General features: G+C 31.9%; 16 protein-coding genes, 1 tRNA gene and 1 other RNA gene. 9 read left to right on the top strand and 9 right to left on the bottom strand.

Annotation, left to right across the window (positions count from 1 at the left end; translation table 11 throughout):
• Positions 1-10: 10 nt before the first annotated feature.
• The 4 genes from ACJMML_RS00925 (at position 11) to ACJMML_RS00910 (ending at position 1,806) form a co-directional block, all read left to right on the top strand.
• Positions 11-514 (top strand): hypothetical protein, encoded by a 504-nt coding sequence (locus tag ACJMML_RS00925; protein WP_405305557.1) that lies wholly within the window; start codon positions 11-13, stop codon positions 512-514.
• Between the two features lie 59 nt (positions 515-573).
• Positions 574-789, top strand: coding sequence for a hypothetical protein (locus ACJMML_RS00920; RefSeq protein WP_405305556.1), 216 nt, complete (start codon positions 574-576; stop codon positions 787-789).
• Positions 790-864: 75 nt separating this feature from the next.
• On the top strand, positions 865-1,494 hold the full coding sequence (locus ACJMML_RS00915; RefSeq protein ID WP_405305555.1) for a hypothetical protein: 630 nt from the start codon (positions 865-867) through the stop codon (positions 1,492-1,494).
• A gap of 51 nt (positions 1,495-1,545) precedes the next feature.
• A complete protein-coding gene (locus ACJMML_RS00910) occupies positions 1,546-1,806 on the top strand; it encodes a hypothetical protein (RefSeq protein ID WP_405305554.1) in 261 nt (86 codons plus the stop codon).
• Between the two features lie 146 nt (positions 1,807-1,952).
• On the opposite strand, the gene ACJMML_RS00905 is transcribed toward ACJMML_RS00910, so the two are convergent.
• Positions 1,953-2,243, bottom strand: coding sequence for a MarR family transcriptional regulator (locus tag ACJMML_RS00905; RefSeq protein WP_405305553.1), 291 nt, complete (start codon positions 2,241-2,243; stop codon positions 1,953-1,955).
• A gap of 120 nt (positions 2,244-2,363) precedes the next feature.
• On the opposite strand from ACJMML_RS00905, the gene ACJMML_RS00900 reads away from it, so the two are divergent.
• From ACJMML_RS00900 to ACJMML_RS00885, 4 genes are all read left to right on the top strand, one after another.
• Positions 2,364-5,003 carry a hypothetical protein gene (locus tag ACJMML_RS00900; protein ID WP_405305552.1) on the top strand — a complete coding sequence of 880 codons (2,640 nt, stop codon included), beginning with the start codon at positions 2,364-2,366 and terminating at the stop codon, positions 5,001-5,003.
• Positions 5,004-5,252: 249 nt separating this feature from the next.
• Positions 5,253-11,477 (top strand): Ig-like domain repeat protein, encoded by a 6,225-nt coding sequence (locus tag ACJMML_RS00895; protein ID WP_405305551.1) that lies wholly within the window; start codon positions 5,253-5,255, stop codon positions 11,475-11,477.
• A gap of 443 nt (positions 11,478-11,920) precedes the next feature.
• Positions 11,921-12,571 carry a hypothetical protein gene (locus ACJMML_RS00890; RefSeq protein ID WP_405305550.1) on the top strand — a complete coding sequence of 217 codons (651 nt, stop codon included), beginning with the start codon at positions 11,921-11,923 and terminating at the stop codon, positions 12,569-12,571.
• A 10-nt stretch (positions 12,572-12,581) separates the two neighbouring features.
• Positions 12,582-13,478, top strand: coding sequence for a phage baseplate protein (locus ACJMML_RS00885; protein ID WP_405305549.1), 897 nt, complete (start codon positions 12,582-12,584; stop codon positions 13,476-13,478).
• Positions 13,479-13,990: 512 nt separating this feature from the next.
• On the opposite strand, the gene ACJMML_RS00880 is transcribed toward ACJMML_RS00885, so the two are convergent.
• The 5 genes from ACJMML_RS00880 to ACJMML_RS00860 all read right to left on the bottom strand — a co-directional run bounded on the left by ACJMML_RS00880 (position 13,991) and on the right by ACJMML_RS00860 (position 18,953).
• A complete protein-coding gene (locus ACJMML_RS00880; RefSeq protein WP_405305548.1) occupies positions 13,991-17,212 on the bottom strand; it encodes a type ISP restriction/modification enzyme in 3,222 nt (1,073 codons plus the stop codon).
• Positions 17,213-17,562: 350 nt separating this feature from the next.
• Positions 17,563-17,844, bottom strand: an RNA gene (gene rnpB / locus ACJMML_RS00875) — RNase P RNA component.
• Positions 17,845-17,864: 20 nt separating this feature from the next.
• Positions 17,865-17,939, bottom strand: a tRNA-Met gene (locus ACJMML_RS00870).
• Between the two features lie 85 nt (positions 17,940-18,024).
• A complete protein-coding gene (locus ACJMML_RS00865; protein WP_405305547.1) occupies positions 18,025-18,540 on the bottom strand; it encodes a hypothetical protein in 516 nt (171 codons plus the stop codon).
• A gap of 8 nt (positions 18,541-18,548) precedes the next feature.
• Positions 18,549-18,953, bottom strand: coding sequence for a hypothetical protein (locus tag ACJMML_RS00860; RefSeq protein ID WP_405305546.1), 405 nt, complete (start codon positions 18,951-18,953; stop codon positions 18,549-18,551).
• A gap of 98 nt (positions 18,954-19,051) precedes the next feature.
• On the opposite strand from ACJMML_RS00860, the gene map reads away from it, so the two are divergent.
• Positions 19,052-19,969 (top strand): type II methionyl aminopeptidase, encoded by a 918-nt coding sequence (gene map, locus ACJMML_RS00855; RefSeq protein WP_405305545.1) that lies wholly within the window; start codon positions 19,052-19,054, stop codon positions 19,967-19,969.
• 30 nt (positions 19,970-19,999) lie between these two features.
• Here map and ACJMML_RS00850 read toward each other — a convergent pair whose 3' ends face one another.
• The 3 genes from ACJMML_RS00850 to ACJMML_RS00840 all read right to left on the bottom strand — a co-directional run.
• Entirely contained in the window at positions 20,000-20,983 is a 984-nt protein-coding gene (locus ACJMML_RS00850) for an Ig-like domain-containing protein (RefSeq protein ID WP_405305544.1), read from the bottom strand.
• Positions 20,984-21,098: 115 nt separating this feature from the next.
• Positions 21,099-21,950 (bottom strand): coenzyme F420 hydrogenase subunit beta, encoded by an 852-nt coding sequence (gene frhB, locus ACJMML_RS00845; protein WP_292751989.1) that lies wholly within the window; start codon positions 21,948-21,950, stop codon positions 21,099-21,101.
• Between the two features lie 11 nt (positions 21,951-21,961).
• Positions 21,962-22,079 (bottom strand): 4Fe-4S binding protein (locus tag ACJMML_RS00840; RefSeq protein WP_405305632.1); only part of this gene is annotated, 118 nt, incomplete at its 5' end.

The following is a 22,079-nucleotide window of genomic DNA, read 5'->3' as shown; positions in this document are numbered from 1 at the left end:
AGTTGATATTGTGAAATTAGATAAAATACCAGTCCCAAATAAAACCTGTCTTGTTGAAATTGTAAGTGATGATAACACTTCTAACCATTGTGTTTACTTTTTAACTATTGAAGGTGAGCTAATTGATCATGTGAAAGTCTTTGATGCTACTGTTTCAGAAGTAGTGTCATTAATTCCACATATGTTCATTATACAGTTTACACCTATGCAGATGTGGGAAATGCAATGCACTACTTCTTTTAATAGAATCTTTGAACCTGATTTAATCCCCTATGACAGCATATTCGCATGGCAAATGGATTCTGAATTGGTGGCCGTCATTCGTCACTTCGGTAAGATTAAAAATGTCTGTAACTATTTGGAAACAGATGAATTTAAGTCTGAAGCACATATTGTTGATGATTTTATTTATTCTAGGTCAACACCAATTGAAAAAGAAAATGATTCAGTTCATGCTCAAGGCATTGAATCTCGTAAGAAAATGCTTAAGATAATTGAACAATGGGTATTATAGACTGTTGAAATGACATAGTGAGTCTTTAAAATCTAAAAATTCTATTTTTGGTGATTTAAATGAAACAATTTAGAATAACAATTAGTCCACGTACTGGATATGAAGTATCCTTTAGAATTGACGAATTTGAAAATGGCAGATGGAGGCTTTTCGACTACTACATTACCACATCGCAGGAAGCTTCTAGTCGCCTAATATGGGAGCGTGAACAATGTGCAAATGGAATCTTTGATCTTGAAATTATTGATAAGAGACCTTACTTCACTATGGTGTAATTAGACTGTCGAACTTTGACCAATGGCTCTTAAGTCACTAAACTGTGAGTTAAATAATTAATAGGAGATGAAACTATGAGTTTATTGCTTTGTTTAGCAAGTATGGCGATAGCTGCATCAGCATTATCTGGTGCTGCAAAAGATATGAAAGCATCAAATGCAGATAAGAGAGTTAGAAATACTGGATATAATTTATACAGGGACTTTGAAGATGTCTTAAGAGTATGTTATGTGTCTCGAAAGAAACAAGATGGGATGAAATACCTTCCTGAAGGTGAATGGAGACGTTGTACTTCATATATTCGTAGACAACCTAATACAACTGAGAATGATATTGAAAATTTCATCAACCACTATGAAAATGTCAGACAACGAGAATTAAATAAGATTAGTAACCATTGGAAAGATGAATATGATAAAGCACACAAGGAATATTTATCCAATCCAATGTCTAATCGTGAATCTGTCTTTGAAAAGGAATTTTATGCTTTCTTTGATGAGAAGTTTGTTAGAGATTTGGCTGATGAATTGTATGAGAAGACCTTTATGGGGGACATGGCTGTGCAAAGGCCTAAGGTTGTGCCTATTGCAGCAAATAATGAGGCATATGTGATGGTGTGGGTTCTTCACTGTTATGGAGGTAAATCCAAAGCTAAGCAGTATTTCAGGGCTTGTTGCAGATATCTGAACAAACCAATCGATTAAAACACTAAACTAAAAACCATCACCAAATATTTACTTTTTGGAGTTGTTACTATGGATTCAGTTAAAATAACATTAGACATTGTAGATAGGATTGAAGAAGCATTAGATTTAGGATATACAAGATTGTATGTGAATGTGGATGATTTAGAAAATGGAAATGGTTTCTTGCGTGTTTTGGCCATGTATAAATTTAAAGATATCATAGTGTATGAAGGCACATTTGATTTGGATACTTGCTTCCAAGTTTTAGAGTTGCTTGCGAGATCCAAATATGAGATAAAAGATTTTACAACAAGGAGGGATCAATTATGAATGTATGGACAGGATTACTGATTGGTGCAGGTCTAGTATTATTTTTATGCTGGATTTTTCCACCATTCCAACTGGTAGTATTTTTCTATGTATTATTCTGCATCATCTGTGGTTAAAAGAATAAAACAAGAAACATAACTAGTTTTTCAGTCAAAATATTTTAGAACTTCTTTTGCCAATTCTGTATTTTCATATAATCTGCCCTTTTTACGGTGCGGATTGATGCATACGACCAGTCCATTTTTACTTAATCCTTGAAGGACATTGGAAGCATGAGAAGTTCTAATATCAAGATGTTTTCCTATTTCAACTGGCATTTTCATTCCAGTTTCAAGGTATTTTAATATTTCAAGACGATATGGGGATAATTTAACAAATCCAATACGGTCTTTAACAACATCTTCATTCATATATCCATTTTTGTTTTGGGTAACCATAATCTTAAATAAATCAAATATATATAGTATAACCATTGAATGCACTTTTACGCACTCGAAGGAGGAATTAAAATTAAACACAAAATTATTTTAACATTAGCAATATTATTTGTCATATTATTGGCAGCTTCAACGGTGTCTGCTGCGGATAATATAACGGGGGATGTTGTTAGTGTGGATGATGAAACGGATTTCGTACAAATAAATGTTGAAAATCAAAGTGATGAGACAATAACTATTGAAAATAATGAAATGGATTCACTTGAATCAACAGACAATGATAAAATAAGTGATTCTCCTGGAACTTTCACTGATTTAAGTAATGATATTAAATCAGGCAAAATATTGTCTAGGGATTATATTAATACTGAAAATAAAGAAATAAATGTATTGAATTCATACATTAATGGAAATGGACATACAATTGATTTTAACAATTATTATACTAATGCATTCCATTTTACATATTCAAATTCCATAACAATTAAGAATTGTAATTTTGTCAATGGGACATATGCAGTCAGATGGGATCAGTTTTCAGAAAATAATGCCATCACCATAGAGAATTGTAATTTTACAAACTGTGGAGGCATTCTGCTTTCAAGTTCCAGTTCTTCAAATACATATTATATGCATCTTGATGTTATAATAAAAAATTGTTATTTTTTTAATAGTATTGGGGTTTCATCAAGTTTTAGTATTAATCCATTGTCATTTTGTTATTATACTATAGAAAATTGTATTTTTAGTGGTTCTAAACAAGGAGCAATAGATGTAGATAATTTTGGTTCAAATAAAATCTATTTTAATATTATAAAATGTTCATTTGTTAACAATACTAATCAAGGAAACGGGGGTGCAATACGAATAGATGTGGATAAAGAAAGTAATTCCTATGCTAGTTGTGAATTAAACATCACCGATTCCATTTTTATTAATAATTCAGCATCAAATACTGGTGGTGCAATTTATTCCAATATGGATAAAATTGAAATACATAATTCAAAATTTATTTCCAATAATGCAATTAAAGGTGCTGCAATATATATTACTGCAATAAATAAAAATGATTTATATGTTAAGATTAACATGGATAACTCTTTATTTTTAGACAATTCTGGTGCTTTAGATGACGGAATATATGTAGAAGACATTACACATTTGTCTGAAGGCCGTATTAATAATTGTATTTTGTTAGGTTCAGAATATGGCTCTAATCCAATTGTTTATTCAGAAAAAGAATTTGATGGTAATTATAACTGGTGGGGCAATACTTTTGACAATCCAAGACAAAAACCTGCAAATGTGAATAAATTAGTTGTCCAAAAGTGGTTAGTATTAAACATAACAAGTATTGGAGATATGTTATATGTGGGCGATATTGCTCAAATCAAATGTAATTTATCTTCTATAATAGATTATATTGGAAATATGAATAGTTATGATTATTCAAATGTATTAAGTGTTGATTTTATTGCTGAATCCTTAGGTATGTTAGATACATTTCCATTTGTAAGTGGATATGGCGAATATAATTTTACATTAAATAATTCGCCAATTTCAACTCTAACCATCAAATGTGGAAACTTTCAGAAAACAATTAATTTCAATGTAAATAAAAAGACAGATCTAATTGTGGAAGTGCCGGATTCATGTGATGATGGAAAAAAATTGATAATCAATTTACCTACAAATGCAACTGGTAACATTACTCTTATTATCAACAATAAAACCTATAATTCAACTATCAATGATGGAAAAGCAATTATAGACTTATCTGAATTGCCAAATGGCACTTATGACTATGAAATTAATTATTCTGGAAACAAAATATACAATCCATTTAAAAGTAATGGCAATCTGAAGGTTGGTCACATAGCCACAATTAATGCAAATGATATGGAAACAACTTATGGTGAGCAGTCTTACTTCATAGCTACATTCTATGAAAGTAATGGAGCACCATTATCCAACAAATACGTTGCATTCAAAATCAACAACGATGAAACACCTATCAAAACAGATTCAAACGGTGTTGCAAAATTGCCAATTGAATTGAATCCTGGAGAGTATAACATTACTTCAATCAATGATTATACTGGTGAATCAATCGTTAACAAATTAATTGTTAAAGCAGCAGATCCAAAACCTATTGATGATAAGAATATTGTTATTCCGTCACTAGATGGGGGATCTGGAACAGTTATATTGCCAAACGATGCAAATGGAATTATTACTTTAGACATTGCTGGTAAACCATATAATTTCACTGTAGTTAATGGTGTTTGTGATGTTCAACTTCCAGAATTAGATAATGGCTTTTATGGATATGTCCTCACTTATTCTGGAGATTCAAAATACACATCTTTCACAAAAACCGGAAGTTTTACCATTAGCAAACCAATAACTCCAACAAATCAAAATAATTCAAATACTCCAACAAACCAAAATACACCAACCTCCACTACAAAAAAAGTAGCTAAAACAACAATATCTTTGAAAACAGTTAAAGTCAAGAAATCTGCTAAGAAACTAGTCTTGCAAGCAACTTTGAAAAAGGGTAGCAAGGCTTTAAGCGGCAAAAAGATTACTTTCAAGTTCAATGGCAAGAAATACACTGCAAAAACTAATAAGAAAGGCATTGCAAAAGTAACCATTAAAAAGAATGTTCTCAAGAAGCTCAAAGTTGGTAAAAAAGTCAAATACCAAGCAAGCTATGGTAATGCAATAGCTAAAAAGACTGCAAAAGTGAAAAAGTAGATGTTTAACATCTACAATTTCTTCTTTTTTTTACTAATTCGTATACATTCGTCATCATGTTTACATTCATTTTTTATACTCATCATGTTTAATTGCATGCATGCTTGAAATTTTAACTACTTTTATCAATTAATGTTAATATAATACATCGTGAAATTAATTATTTGAATAGTTAGTGATAGTCGGAAATATTAAATAACAATTTAAACATAATATATATCAATTAATAAAAAAATTGGGAGCAATGATATGAAATATAAAAAGGGATTAGTATTCATTTGTTTGATTATTTGCTTGTTCAGTATTGCTAGTGTGTATGCTAGTGATGTCAATGAAACTGACATATCAAGCGAGAATCAAATAACAATAGATGAAACAGATGATATACTGGCAATTGAAGAGCAATATGGTGGTGAAGTGGGGGCAACTGAAGATAATGAATTAAGTGCTACAACAGGTACATTCACTGATTTAGCTAATGATATTGCAAATGCTGATGGTGAATTAAATTTAACTCAAAATTATGTTTATGATCCGAGTAAAGACTCACGTTACAAAAATGGTATTGATATTAATAAACAAATATTAATTAATGGAAAAGGTTTTGTTATAAATGGAAAAGAACAAGCTTCTGCATTTAATGTTGCGCAAAGTGGAGTTACATTAAAAAATATTAAATTCAAAAACTGTAACTGTTCTTCTACAGGAGGTGCAATCGTTTGGAATGGTGCAAATGGTAATATTCTTTATTGTAGTTTTGTAAATTGCCATACTCCTTTGTCTGGTGGTGCTGTTTATTGGACAGGTATTGATGGTAATTTAATTGATTGTGATTTTGTAGATTGTTATTCTAATAATGGTGGTGCTGTTTATTGGGATGGAAATAATGGAAATATTTTAGATTCTGACTTTGAAAATTGTTATTGCTATAGTTATGCTAATATTACTGTCAGTAGTTCTACTTCTAGTCGTAGTACTGGTGGTGCTATTTATTGGAATGGAAATAATGGTAAACTTATAAATTCTAATTTTAAAAATTGTTATAGCTCCAATAATGTATACATTTCTTTTTCTACAACTAATACTGGCACAGTTTCTAGTTCAAGTAATAGTTTTGGTGGTGCTGTTTCATGGTATGGAGATAATGGAAATATGACTAATTGTAATTTTGAAAATTCACATGTGTCTAGTTCTAGTTATTGTAATAGTTATGGTTATAGTACTGCCAGTAATACCAACAGTTATAGTAATTGTTATGGAGGATCTGTTTTTTGGAATGGAAACGATGGAAATATGGTTAATTGTAATTTTAAAACTTCTTATGGTACAAGTGATAGCTATGGTTATAGTTATAAACGTATTGGTTCTAGTTACAGTTATTCTTATGGAGGATCTATTTATTGGATGGGAAATGATGGTAATATAATTGATTGTAATTTTGAAAGTTCCCACATTATTAGTTCCAGTTATGGTTCTAGCGATGGAACTAAATCCAGTTATGCTTATGGAGGCACTATTTATTGGTATGGTGATGAAGGAAACCTATTTAATTGTAATTTTAAGGATTATTATGCTTCTGCATCTACAACTAATTCGGGCGGCGCTATTTACTGGTATGGTGATGAAGGAAACATGTTTAATTGTAGTTTTAATGGAAGTTACTATAATTATCGGGAAGTTTGTAAATCTGAAAAAAATGTGTATCCTGTATTATTAATTCACAATTCTTCAATTTATAATAATGATGATTATATTATAATTTGTGATGTCACTCCATTGGTAAATAATATTTCTGTATCAATATATAATGTTACAGATAAAATTTCTTTATATAAACAGTTTTCCATGTCTTCTGAAGAGTTAACATCCTCATTTACTGTAAATAATTTAGAAGAGGGCGAATATCAACTTGTTCTTGATTATTCTGGTGACAGTTTTTACACAGGAACTTCTGCAAACAATCTCTTTAAGGTTGGTAAGAACTCTTCTCAAGAAGTTACAATTTTTGGTGGGGTTGTCGAGGGAGATAATGTAATTATTAATGTAACATTAAATGAAGATGCAACTGGTAGGGTTAGGATTACTTTAGCTAATTACACATTTATTAATGAATTAGCTGATGGTAAAACATGTTTTGATATTCCATATGTAAATGGTGGAATTAATACTTATAAAATCAAATATGAAGGAGACGATAAATATAATCCAATTTATATAACTAATACATTTAAAATTTTATATAAATCAAATATAACCTTAAACTTAAAACAAAATACTAGTTTTGATGAAAATATTCCCGTAATCTACACAATAACGCCAAATTGTGAGGGTATCATAAGTGTATTCGTTGATAATATATTTAAAGCTAATATTACTGTTGGAGACATATTTGAATTAGAAAATATTACTGTTGGGAGTCACAATGTTACAGTAATTTACAGCGGCGATGACTCTTATTCAAGTTGTTATGATACTGCTACAATAACAGTTTTAAAAGCAAAACCTACAATTGAAATTAATTCATCTGAACTGGCAGGAGATGTATTATTTGATGTTATTTTAAATAAAAAAACAACTGGAAATATAACTATAACTATAAATAATAATTCATATTCTGCAAAACTCATAGAAGGTAAAACAAACATTACTATTCATAATTTAACTGCAGGAAATCATAGTTGCACAATAATCTACGAAGGAGATTCTAATTATGTCTCATTAACACATGATTACAATTTCACACTTCAATTTAAAAAATCCGAGATAACTGTTTATGTAAGTGATAAAACAATTGGTGAAACAATTGATGTTCAGTTTGATTTAACAGCAAATGCCACCGGAAGCATTAGTGTGTATATTAATAATACATTTATCAAAAATGTTGCATTAGGAGAAGAAGTTAACATATATGATTTGCCTGTTGGCAATTACTTAGTTAAACTTGTTTATAGTGGAGACAATTATTATAGCTCATGTGAGAATACTGCTACATTTAAAGTATTAAAAATCAAACCAACAATCGATATGCTAACTCTCAATTCAACTTCAGACAATATTACTTTTGGAGAGGCAGCAGATATTAATTATCATATTACTGATGGAGTAACTGGCAATATTAGTGTTTATATTGATTCTGTTTTAAATAAAACAATCAATATTAATGATTCATTGTCAATAAATGGATTAAATGCAGGTTACCATACTATAAAGCTTGTTTATAATGGTAATGCCAATTATAGTTCTTGTGAAAATAATATCACTTTTGAAGTGCTTAAAAAGAAAATTGATATTACAGACAGCATAAACCTTATTGATATGATTTATGGTAAATCACAAATCAGTTTTGATAGCTCTTTGAGTGGTGTTCTAAATATTAATGCATCTAATAAGTATTTTAAATCATTCAATGTCAATGCAAATATTAATTATTTGAATTTATCAGGTATTAATGTTGGAGATTATGATGTGGAATATGTTTTCATTCCTATTAATCAAAATTATGATAAAGCAACAACTAGAAGTACTTTAACAATATTTAAAGGCGAACCTACCTTTGATATTGTTATCGATGATGTTAATTATAATGAATCTACAAATTTAACTATAAATTATTTAAATGATATTACTGGTATTGCAAATGTTACTATATCCAATAATGCAGGTTTTGAAATCAAATTTTCAAATGTAACTCTTAGTGGAGGTAAATTCAGTCGAATATTAAGCAATTTAAATGCATCCGAATATAAGATAACTGTGAATTACGGTGGAAATAATAATTACTATTCAACAACTCAAAATAAAACTTTCAATGTATTTAAAATTGACCCTGTAATAGCAGTTGAAGTAACTAACGCAGAATATGGTCAAACTGCAAAAATAGTTGTTAATTGTAATGCTGAAGGCAATATCACTATCACAATCGTATCAGTTAGAACATATGATGATCTTATCATTAGAAATCAAAGAGTAGTGCAAAATATCAACGATATTGACGCTGGAACATATGATGTTAAAGTAAAATACAATGGCAATGACAATTATAATACTAAAACAGCGGATGCAATATTAACAATAACTAAAGTATCTACCAATGTTGTCGCTAGTGTTGATGATATAACTTACTCAGAATATTTAGTAATTAATGTTAAAGGTAGTGTTGATGGTGTTGCCACTGTCAAAATTGATAACAATTACGTTAAAGAGGTTAATGTGATAGCAAATACTGTAGTACCTGTTACTTTTTATGACAAGATTCTCGCAGGAAAGCATAATGTTTCAGTTATATTACACCCATCTGATAAAAACTATGGTAACTCATTCTTCAATACTAATTTTACAGTAGCTAAAAAACAAACTTCAATTACATTAGGTGCTAAAGATTCAGTTTATGGTGAAGATGTTATCGTTAATGTTACTGCAAGTGCTGATGGAAAAGTGGTTATCACTGTTGGCGATATTACTCGTGAGAAAGATGTATTGGCCAACACTTTAACAAAAATCAATTTAGGCGTTTTAGCCGCTGATTCATATGATGTTGAAGTTTCCTTTGATGCCGGAGAAAACTATAAACCAAGTAACAATAATGGCAATATTGTCATATCCCCAGCCAAAGCGGAAATAGTTACTATAGAAGCACCAAACAATGTCTATGGTGAAAATACTATTATTAAAGTTAAAACCAATGTTGGTGGTAATTTAACAGTTAAAGCCGGCTCTGCAATTAAATCAGTTAATGTTGTTGCAAATAAATTAACTTCATTTGATTTTGGCATATTGGATGCTAAAACTTACGATATAGAAGTAAGTTTGAATGCAGGTAATAATTATACAAAACCATTGAATAAAACACAAATAACAGTATCTCCTAAACAAACAACTGTAAATGTCAATGTTAAGAATAGTATTTATGGAGAAAATGTTATTGTTAATGTTACTGCAAGTGAGAATGGTAAAATAACTGTTCAAGTGGGAACAATCATTAAAGATGTTAATGTTGAAGCAAATAAATTATATTCTGTCGACTTTGGTATTTTAGATGCTAAATCATACGCAGTTAATGCTACATTTAATGGTGGAAACAATTATGAAAAAAGTTTTGATGATACTTCTTTAGTAATTTCACCAGCACAATCAAAAATTACCGAAATTCAAGCATTAGATAAGATTTATGGTGAAAATGTAATTGTTAATGTTAAAACTAATGTTGATGGATCTTTAACAGCAAAAATTGGAAACATTACCAAAGTTATTGATGTAACTGCTAATCAGATTATGTCTATTAACTTTGGTGTTCTTGATGTTAATAGTTATGATATAACCCTAAATTTAAATGCAGGCAGCAATTATGTTTCAGATAACAATTCAACAAAAATATCTGTTTCACCTAAACAGACAGATTTGACATTGATTGTAAAAGAATATGAGTCAACAGAAAATGTTATTGTAAATGTCACAGCAACCGAAAATGGTAAAGTAACAATTAAATGCAACAACATTGTCAAAACTGCTGATGTAACCGCAAACAATGTTGCTTCATTTGACTTTGGTGTTTTACCTATTGGATCATATGAAGTAATAGCTAATTTCACAGCAGGAAATAATTACATTGACAGTAGTGCTTCTACTACATTTAAGGTTTTATTAAAAATCAATGATGATGACCTAAGCATTTCTGTTCCTGATATTAAAGCTGGTCAAGCTAATAATATTGCAATCAGATTACCTGGTGATGCAACAGGCACCGTTAACTTGACAATTGGTAAGGATACTTATACTTTTGATGTAATTAATGGTGTGGCTAATGTTAAAGTTCCAGAATTAACTGAAGGAAACTACAATTTCACAATAACTTACTCAGGAGACAACAAATATTCTTCATTCAGTAGAACTAATAGTATTAGTGTAACTAAAATTATTCCAACAACAGTAACTAGTTCAGCCATAACAACTGCCTACAATGGGGGAAAATATTTAGTTGCAACATTAAAAGACATTAACGGCAAACCAATAGTTGGTGTTCAAGTTACTATCAATCTTAATGGTGTCAAATATCTAACAACTGACAAGAACGGTCAAGTTAAATTGTCCACTAACGGTTTAGCACCTAATACCTACACTGCAACAATAACATTTGCAGGAAACACTAACTACGCTAAATCAACTACAACCGCAAAAGTCACTGTCAAAAAAGCAACTCCAAAACTGACTGCAAACAAAAAGACTTTCAAAAAATCTGTTAAAACCAAAAAATACACTGTAACTTTGAAAGACAATCAGAACAAAGCCATGAAAAACATTAAGGTCACTATCAAGGTTAATAAAAAAACCTATACTGCCAAAACTAATGCAAAAGGCAAAGCAACCTTTAAAATCAAAAAATTAACCAAAAAAGGCAAATATAATGTTGCTGTCACCTACAAAGGTAACAAATACTATAACAAAGTGACCAAAAAAGCAAAAATTATCGTCAAGTAATTACTCAGGTAATTACTTCCTTCTTTTATTTTAACTTCAAGCCTTCGCCAAAGTGAACCATGATTGTCAAAGCTTATTTTTACGCATCACGTTTATAACGATTCAACTGCCATGTTTGCAGGCATCATTATTTGTAGTATTGCATATATACGAAATGGCGAGGATTTCATGTTCTGTGTTTTTATCCAAAAAATAATGACAGGCATTATATAATTAATTCCACATAACTGATATTATAGTTCATATTTGAGTGATAATGGACTATGCATTAGCGTGGATCATCTTCGTGTCGTGGGAGGGTCCTTTTATTTTTATACTTTATATCTGAAATTAATATCTGTACTTATTAATGGACAATTCACCATGTGGGGCTATATCGGAGTAGCTCCCAATTACCTTTTTTTTGAACATTAGAAAACACATACAGTAAATGGTGAAAAAACATGGCAAAACAATTAATAGGTACAGTAAAAACTAATGATGATGGAAATGCAAATCTTGATTTTTCTTTAACATCTCCAGAGAATGTAAAAATTGTAGCAGAAAGCGGTGATTTAGTTTCTAATGAATTTGCAATCTATAATTGTATATATTGCGATCAAACTTCACATTATTATAGTGTTAATTCTGTAAACAATAATATCGGTCATTACCACTATGATATTTGGTATACGACAACTGATGATGTTAAGGTCTCTTGTATAGTTAAACAAACTTCTTCAGGTAATTGGTACAATGCGGGACTGTCAATATGTTATGGAAACCCAATTACAGATACAACAACGAACAGAAACAATAATTTTAGAATATTGTTAGCTGGCAGTAATTATAATGGTACAAATGGTCAACATAAGCAATATGTTGTGGCTCAATCAACTGCAGGTTCTGATATGATTTTTAACAGAGAATATTTGTTGGAAGTTACACGAAGTGGAAATACATTTTATAACAAAATAACTGATTTAACAACTAATACTATTACTCGTGAGTCAGAATATACTTATACTGGTACACAGGAGCTTAAACATTGGGGATTTACCAGTTTTGAAGGATCCACATGGCACTATAGAGATGTTAAAATTATAAAATTATAGTGGTGGTTAAATGGCATTATCAAATTCAATGAAACAAACAATAACAAATTTAACAACAAGTATATCCAATATAATTGATAGAAAAATATCTGATCACGATACTCATGCATCTTCAACTAATTTTGGGCATGTCAAAGCAGGAGGAGCACCACAAACTATTGGCACATCTTCAAGTGCGGGCACAGACAATGGTTATTATGCAAGGGCAGATCACGTTCATACTTGTTCATATAATAATTTAACTAATAAACCTTCTTCTTTTACACCTTCCAGTCATACACACAGTATATCTAACATTACGAATCTTCAATCTACATTAAATGACAAAGCGGATGAAGAGCATACTCATTCTCATGAAGACGTATCTTTCACGGGGTCAAGAGAAACTTGGCAAGGTCTTGGTTCAAACAAAAATATTGGTCAAGCTCTTGATTATCTGATGTATCTATTTGAGTTAAATTCTTTTGATATCAACAAAGTGTATCCTGTTGGTAGCATATACATATCTGTTAATAACACAAATCCTTCTACTCTTTTTGGTGGCCAATGGGAACAGATTAAAGATAAATTCCTACTTGCAGCGGGAGATACTTACACTAATGGCTCAACTGGTGGTGAAGCAAGCCATACACTAACAGTTAACGAAATGCCAAGCCACAATCATGGAAGTAAAAGTTTAACTGGAAATTTCAGACCTATAACTTATAAATCAAATCCTGGTCAGACGGGTATCATATCATTAAGCGGATCAAATGCTGCTGATAGGACAATGTCAAGTGGAAGTGCTTTTGGAGCTCAAACATTCCATCTTAATGCTACCCATACTCATGATTCCAACGGTGGTGGGGCAGCGCATAATAATTTACCGCCATATTTTGTGGTTACCATGTGGCGAAGGATTGCTTAATTGCAATAATCATTGTCATCATGATTGTCTCCTATGTACATTGGCTTTGTTTTAACGAAGGAATGCCTTCGTATTTTTGATAGTTGTTGATTGGAAGTATGTTTTAATGATTGCCATATTTGTTATTATGACAAGATTATGAAAAATCCATCTAATGGTTCCAGTTCGTGTAGATAAACTTATATATTTTAATCAAGTTAATATTATGTGTATAAACTGGGGATGGTACTATCGATGATGAAACTTTAAAGACTTACGCTTATGTAAATATCAGTTCTTACCGTGTTAAGACTGTCAAAGCACTAAAAGATGACGTTAAGACGCCAACAAATATAGCTGCAGATGCAGGAATCAGGACAAATCATATTTCAAAAGTCCTTAAAGAGCTTAAGGAAACTGGAGTTGCAGAATGCATCAATGAGGATTTTAGGAAAGGACGCTTATACAGACTAACAAGTTTGGGAGAGGAGATTGTAGAACATTTAGATTAATCTATGATGCCATTATACTGTTTAATGTAGGTTTCTTAAATGTTCTTTTAATTTAATTGTTTCTTCAAGGACTCCTACAATATTTTCAATATGAGTAAAAGAATCAATTGTTAATGTATCTCCTTTATGTTCTTTAAACCATTTATCTAGCACCTTATAACCACCAATTTTATAATCCCACACTTCTTTTGGAATACCTAAAATTTGTTTGTTATCGTTAAGTTGAAGAACACCTTTTTTATATTTAATAGCGCCAATTTCCATATCTTCAGAAGTGTTAGGTTCTAATGTCAATTCTATAGGATGTTTTGATTCCATTAAATGAAGTTTTCGTAACTTAGACCCGATTGATACATATTCATAAAATAAATCGGTACTGACAAAAAATGCCCCATCCTCATTTTCTATGTTTTTATCATTAATTATAGGCACTCGTGGGAAATCCCTACATAAATATTGTTCATATTGTTCTGCATATATCGGATCATGAAGAATACCATAAACATAATCGAAAACCTCAATTGGAGAAGGTTTTTCCAAAAGATATTGTGTCAATTTATTATATGCCATTTCATCGATATTATCTTTCCATGTTTCTACACCAGATTCATCAGTTGATACTAAATACAATGGTGCAACATAAGTAATTTCACACTTTGCTGAAAACAAGCGGTGAGCAATTATTTTTTTTGAGACAAATGGTGAGAAATATGGTCGAGATGTTCTACCAAATACCAATCCAATATTTTCACCTATTGGAGAAGTAGTTTTAGCAAGTAAATGCCCCATTGTACTTTTCTCACGAGGCCTATGTAACCAACCACTAGATTTTCCTGAATAATATGTCCAACGCAAATCAAATGGCCTGTATGAAATTTGTGTTATAACTCCATCTGAAAGCACATCATTTTTAATTTTTTCCGCAGATTGTCCGGCGGTAAATTTTCCCCATAATTCCTTTATTTCTTCATCAGTCGTAGAGTGTTTAACAATATCCATTCTTCTAACGAGTTCTTCTCTTGTTGGAGCTAAGGCAACCTTATCTTTTCCTGACTGAACTCCGGTAACATTGGTTGGAAACAATTCAGTTATGCTAACTCCCCCATCATAGTATTCCTTATCATCACTTCCAAATGGAACGAAATAGGCCATTTTTGAATCTATAGTCAACTCAGTAAAGTCTAAACCTCCTTTTTCTAACGTGTTTAACTTATAATCTTTTGTACCCCATAAATCAGTATAATACACATTTGCCCATTCTTTTGAATCAGTTTTTTTAACACCTATGAAAAGAGATACTCCTACCTTTATGTCGAATATATTTTCATCTTTGCCTCCATCAGGAGTAGTTTCTTGTTTATTTGCACTTCCATGGAGGTTTACAATCCAAATTTTATCAAATGTTCTTAGTAAACTTCCGCGCATTCCTCTAAAAGTTGGATTTTCTAAATATCCATTATTTGAAACGAAAGCAAGAATTCCTCCATCATCTTTACCTATAATTTGTTCTGCGAAATGGAAGAATTTAACATAATCATCATTCAACAAATGTTTTTTTTCGCCGAGATCAGTGACACCATCCGTTTCTTTTTTATATGATGAGATATCATAAGGATTAGACGATGTGGAAAGCCATGGCGGATTCCCTATAACAACTTTTATAGGACGTCGAGCCTTCCAAGTGTCTGCATGATAAGCTTCATCAGTTATTGCAGCAGAGAAATCTAACAATGTTAACTGTTTTCCTCGCTCAACGTCAGACATAGGAGGAGCAAGAGTATTAGTTAGAAAAATATTGATTGGTACTTGAACATGAGGAGTATGTCCTAATGTTGAATTCAGCATACGACGCATTTTAAGGTGTGCAACAACATAACTAGTCATCATTATCTCAAATCCAATGACTCGAGACAGAAGACCATTTTTATCCTGAATGTAATCTTCATAAAAGACTTCTTTTGCACCAGAGAAATATTTATCCTTAACACATCTGATTATCTCTGCTCCAAAAGAGCCCGTTCCACAAGCAGGGTCAAGAATAGCAATGCTAGGCACAGAAATTTCCTCTTCTGTTATCCATTTTCCTTTTTTAATCTCTTTAGGAGCACAAGGGACATTAGTTGTTATGTATTCATTATTGGAGAGCCCATTATCTACATTTAACTCATTTATCAGAATTTCATCTACCATATTGACTAAATAATGCACTGCTTCAATTGGTGTATAAAAAACACCAAGAGACTTTCTTAATTCAGGATCATAATATGTAAGAAACTCTTCATAAAAATGAACGATTGTGTCTTTATGCTCATCTCTTCCAAGTAAAAATGATATGTCGCATATCTTATAAAGTTCACATAACTTATCTATAACACTTTCAAGAGTGGGGTTCATTTTCCCCATAGTGATGTGAATGAAAAATTGTTTCAATAATTCAGATTCGTCTTGTAAATAACCAATAGCTTCATATTTATCAAATGTATCAAGTGTAGTGTCCTTGTATCTTGCAATAAAAAGTCCGTAGACAATAGTCTGCGCATACATATCAGCAAATTCTTTTGTATTCATTGATGGTGAAAGTTCAGATTTAATTTTATTGTAAAGGCCATATAGTTCCTGAAACATTGGAAGACTCCACTGATAATTATTATCCAAAGGTTGTCCATTATCATCCTCACCAAGTATTCCTAAAACAATACTTCGAATGGTACGTGCGTGGATAGCCATATATTCAGCAAGTTTGCTTGAAGATTTGATTTGGGCAGGATTTTTAAGTAAAAAGTCTTCTAATATACTGACAAATAAATCAATATTTTCTTTTTTGAGAACTAATTTACCATTTTTGAATTCTAAAAGCTCTATTTCCGCATACATTTTGGTATCGCCAGCTTGCCAGAATTTCCATATTAAATTATCGGTCAAAATGGCATTACCATATGTTTCTACTTCTATTACTATTTGCCCTAATGCTCTTTTATCAATACCATTAATTTTCTTTACTTCCACACCTGCAAATGGTTCAATTTTAGTAACATCATCTTCACTATGCCACAATTTGATATCAATGTTCTCTCCACTAGTACCTGATCTTCCTCCAGATAAGTCTTGAGCAATACAACCTATATCTGTGAACATTTGGATAATATGTGGATTATATGATGATTCCACATTCCCAAGTTCATATACTTCACGAACAGCTTTGTAATATTTATTAATTATTGCTGAATAAACCTTTTTTTCCATAATTCCACCAATGGTGAATTGTTTTTAATATTCCTTTGATTATTTCAAAAGCTCATATTAATCTTATTTAATATTTATTTTTTCTTCTTTAAAAAAACTTCGTAAGAACATCAATTAACAGTTATTTAATAAGTTTATATAATCAGGTTAGATTAAATCTGTTGAACTAAAATATGGCTATTTTAACAAATGGATTAATACTGGTTGGTAGATATTCTTCCATTGTTAACTATTATTTTTACCCACCAAAAATGACCACTTAGAGTATCAATAAATAACAAAAAAAATAATGTCTGGAAAATAGGTAATCTTTCAACCTATTTTAATAGTAACCCAGACATTAGGGTATGGCATGTTAAGAGTAACCCACATTCTGTTTGTCAGCATTCATCTTAGCGAACTACCTTGCCTACACAAGTGATTATCGGCAACTTTGCTCTTGCATCCTATGGAATGGCCGTTTCACCGCCTCTTTTAATGTCCTCAATTAAATATCATCGTCTACCATTAAAAGCCGTGTCGTTTCTGCTCCAGAGTCATACTTCTCAGTATACGTTTTTCAACGCCATAGTCTTGTTTGATGTGCGGAGTTTCCTTAGTTAAAATATAACCAGCAGCTGTCTTTAACTTGCCAAAAAATATTAATTAAAATTAGCAGGGCCTAGATTTGAACTAGGGATCTCAGGGTTATGAGCCCTGCGGGTTCACCAGACTACCCCACCCTGCTATATGAAAATCAGTAACATTACTAAATATGATTCATATAATATATAAAGTTTTCGTAAAATTGAAAGAAATCAAAGAAAATAACATTAGTTATTTTCCAATGATTCAATTCTTTTATCCAAGTCATTTAACTTTTCTTCAGTTGATTTTTGGAACTCTTCAGAAGACTTTTTAAATTCATTGAAATCTTTTTCCAAATTATCCACATTGCTTGTGGTTTCTGAAAATTTGGTTTGAAGATCTTCCAAATCATCAGTAGTGGCTAAAGACCAATCTTTAATTAATTCTTCACTTTTAGCATCCAGAAATGCATCAATTTTGTTAGAAAAAGCATCAGTGTTCAAAGAGGACATGTCAATGTCGCTTAATTTAACCTTGATTCTTTTACCCATAGAATTACCTTTTCCAGAAGATCCGTCCTTGGACAAATCTGGATAATCTGAAGAACCGCTTAAAACTTCATCCATATGTGCATCGGCACTTGTTGGAACATAAGAACGTAATTTGTCCATAGTACCAGGACTGTTCAGCAAATAATAATAAACTAATACTGCAATTGCAACAACTAAAATTATGACTGCAACTACTTCCATAGCTTCCATATTCTCACCTATTTCATTCCTTTAAGTTTCTTTTCTTTTTCTTCAATTTCTGTAAGCATCTTTTCAAGTTTTCTCTGTTCGGTTTCAGCTTCCAACCTTGCTAATCTTTCATTGATTTCAGAATGAAGGAAGCCAACGCGACTTCTAGCTTCAGTAGTGGATTGTCTTATTTCTGAAAGACGATCTTGTTGGTCCTGCGGTAATGGAATAGGGTTATCCATTAATCTTTTGGATTCAATGTCTTTTTCAACCATGGACATTTTCTTAAGCTCAATTTCCTTTTCAAGAATTGCAATTGAATTTTTGGATTGAGCAATGCTTCTCCATTGGAAAACAATGATAATTAATACAATAGCTATGATAACCAATACAATTAATAAAAACATTTGGTCAGGTATTGTAGGAATATCCATTTTTTAACCTCCAATTAATATATAATGTATACTAATAAATTAATATATAAACTTTATCAATTAAATATTTAATTGATTAACATAGAAGGTAAAAACTTATGATGGAATCTTATATACAATCAGGAAAAATCGCTTCCAAAATACGTGACGAAGCTTCAAAAATGATTACAGAAGGAACATTGGTCATTGACCTAGTTGAATATGTAGAAAGCGAAATATTAAAATCTGGTGCTGAAATTGCATTTCCTTGCAACGTATCATTGAATGAAGTGGCTGCACATTATACCTCTCCAGCCAATGACAAAACCGCAATACGGGCAGGAGACATGGTAAAATTAGATTTGGGAGCAATGGTTGATGGATATATTGCAGATACTGCCATTACAATAATAGCTGACGGAAACATTGATGAAAATTACACACAAGATGAGATCAATCTGCATGAAGAGATAGTTGAAGCATCAGAAGCGGGCCTTGAAGCCGCAATCGCAACCGCAAGAGCAGGGATTGAAGTCTCAAAGATTGGTGAGGCAGTTCATGAAGCAATTTCCGAATACAAATTAAATCCGATATTCAATTTAACCGGCCATAGTCTGGAACAGAATAACCTGCATGCAGGAATTTCAATCCCAAATTATGACAATCATGACCACTACATTTTAGAGGAAGGACAAGCGGTAGCAATCGAACCCTTTGCAACAAACGGAGAGGGAATCGTGAACGATGCACCGGGACATTACATATTCTCATACCTAAAAAACAGGCCTTTCAGAATGAAAAGCACACAAAGAGTGCTGAAATATATTCAAAACAATCACAGGTTTGTTCCATTTTCAGGAAGATGGATTACCAGTGAATTCGGTGAGAGAAAAGGAAACATCGCCTTAAAGCAATTGTCAGAAGCAATGGCAGTCTATGCATATGCTCCCCTGCGTGAAAAACAGGATTGCTTTGTAAGCCAAAAAGAGCACACCCTAATTATCGAAAAAGAAGGCTGTACCGTTACAACCATTTAAAAAAAAAAGATGAAGAGAGCAATCTCTTCATTATGCATAATATTTGGAATATACTGAGGTTACTTTTGTTTTTTTGTAGGATGTAATGACTTTATATACTCCTACCTTCTTAGGAGTTTTGAGATAGAACTTTGCTATTCCTTTCTTATTGGTTTTGGCTTTATATGTCTTTTTGTTAAATTTGACTTTAATCACTTTATTTTTATTGTTTTTACCCAATAATTTAACCTTAAATTTAATTTTTGATTTAATTGCCCTATCTTTAAATGAAGTCAATGGTTTTATGACCTGTTTGACTGTAAGATAATTCTTTACAATAAAGTTCTGATATTTTGCCCCAATCTCATATATTCCAGGTGTTGAATGAATCTTGATTTGGGCATAACCGTTCTTATCTGTGTATCTGTACGCTACCTTTTTTCCAATGGCAAAAGTAACTTTTTTACCAGCCTTTGCAGGTTGGCCGTTATCATCGAAAACACGAACCTTATAAGTGTTTCCTCCTTCATAATACATGTTGATGTTTTTATTGCCTCTTAAAACATCAAACACCTTGATATTATCATAATTAATTCCTACAGGATCAGTACAAAATGCAGCAATCTTATGGTTGCCGTTATTGATTAGAATAGTCAGCAATGCAACACCGTTAGAATCTGTAACTGCTGAATAGTCAGTGGAATCATCCACTTCAAAATAAACTTCAGTATTCTTTAATGGATTGCCGTTTGCGTCATAAAATGTTGCCTGATATTCAATGGCTCCATTATAACGTTTGGTAACCTTGCCCATCTTAATTGTCTGAACCGGTTCCGGATCATTAGATGTATCCTGACTTATCATATCTTCAGAATCATCAGCCACTGAATTCTGTGGAGCATCCTGAAGTTCAACTGCATTGTCATCAACTTCAGATACTGCATGAGTGGCATTTTCATCAACTGCAACTGCAAAATTTATTGATACCAGAAACACTATTGCAATTGCAAAAACAAGTATTTTGTTAATCTTCATATAGTCACCTCATCTGTTAAATATATATGACTCATAATATTTAAAGATTAATTTAAAAAAAGTATGCCTCAAGTGAGAAGTCGATTAAAAAAATAAAAAAAAGAAAGAAGTGGAATTAGTATTCCACAGGAAGTGGTAATCCCATTTTTGCTCTTCTTTCACGTTCTTTGCCGTTTTTGTCTTTTTTACCTTTAGCTAATTTTTCAAGTAAAGGAAGACCAGGTTTTACGTCATCCATTGGTTTTGTTTCAATTAAACCAGCGTCAACAGCAGCTTTGAATATTGATTCACCATCGTCGGTTCTGGTTAAAACAGTGGACCATCCGTCAGGAGATCCTACAGAACCGGTTGATACGTCAGCCCATTCACAAACGTAATCCATACAGATGTTACATCCAGCTTGTTCGTATCCGTGGGTTTCTTTAATAGCTAAACCAGAGTCTTCACCATCTTTGGTTAACCAGAATTTACCTTTACCGATGTCCATTTTAGTAGCATCTTGTAATGAGTCAAATCCTAATTTTGCGGTTGCGAAAGTATCAAGAGAAGCCATAGGGAAGTTTTCCATACAGTAGATACCTATGATTAATTTGATTTTATCAGCAACAAATCTTGCAAATGGATAAGCTTGTGCTTTTCTTAAACCTTGGGTTTGACATGGAGTTGCTACAACACCGACTTTTTCTAAACCATATTGACGGGTAGCTTCTTTAACAGCGGATAAGGTTGGGGACATTGAGTATTTGGTACCTGCTGCTGCGATAACTTCATCAGCGGAAGTTACTACAGTAGGAATAGGTCTCCAATCTTCATCAGGAGTTCCAGCTACAACTGCACCTTCAATGATTCCTTCATCAATTGCGTAACAGAGTAATGCTGAAACAATTCCTCCGTCTTGTGATACATCAGTAATTTTGCTATCAGTAGCTCTTGCAGATAATGCTTCTTTATAAGTTCCTAATGGCATGTTCATTCCTCCTATAATCCAGTTTCCTCTTTAATTCTTTTTATAGGTAACCATGCTCTTGGACACATTGCATAACAAGATCCACATTTAATACATCTGTCTCTATCACAGCTAGGTCTACCTTCAGAA

It is taken from the genome of Methanobrevibacter sp., assembly GCF_045130115.1.
Classification (GTDB): domain Archaea; phylum Methanobacteriota; class Methanobacteria; order Methanobacteriales; family Methanobacteriaceae; genus Methanocatella.
Note: the sequence above shows the minus strand (reverse complement) of the source record. Positions and strands in the feature narration are given on the sequence as shown.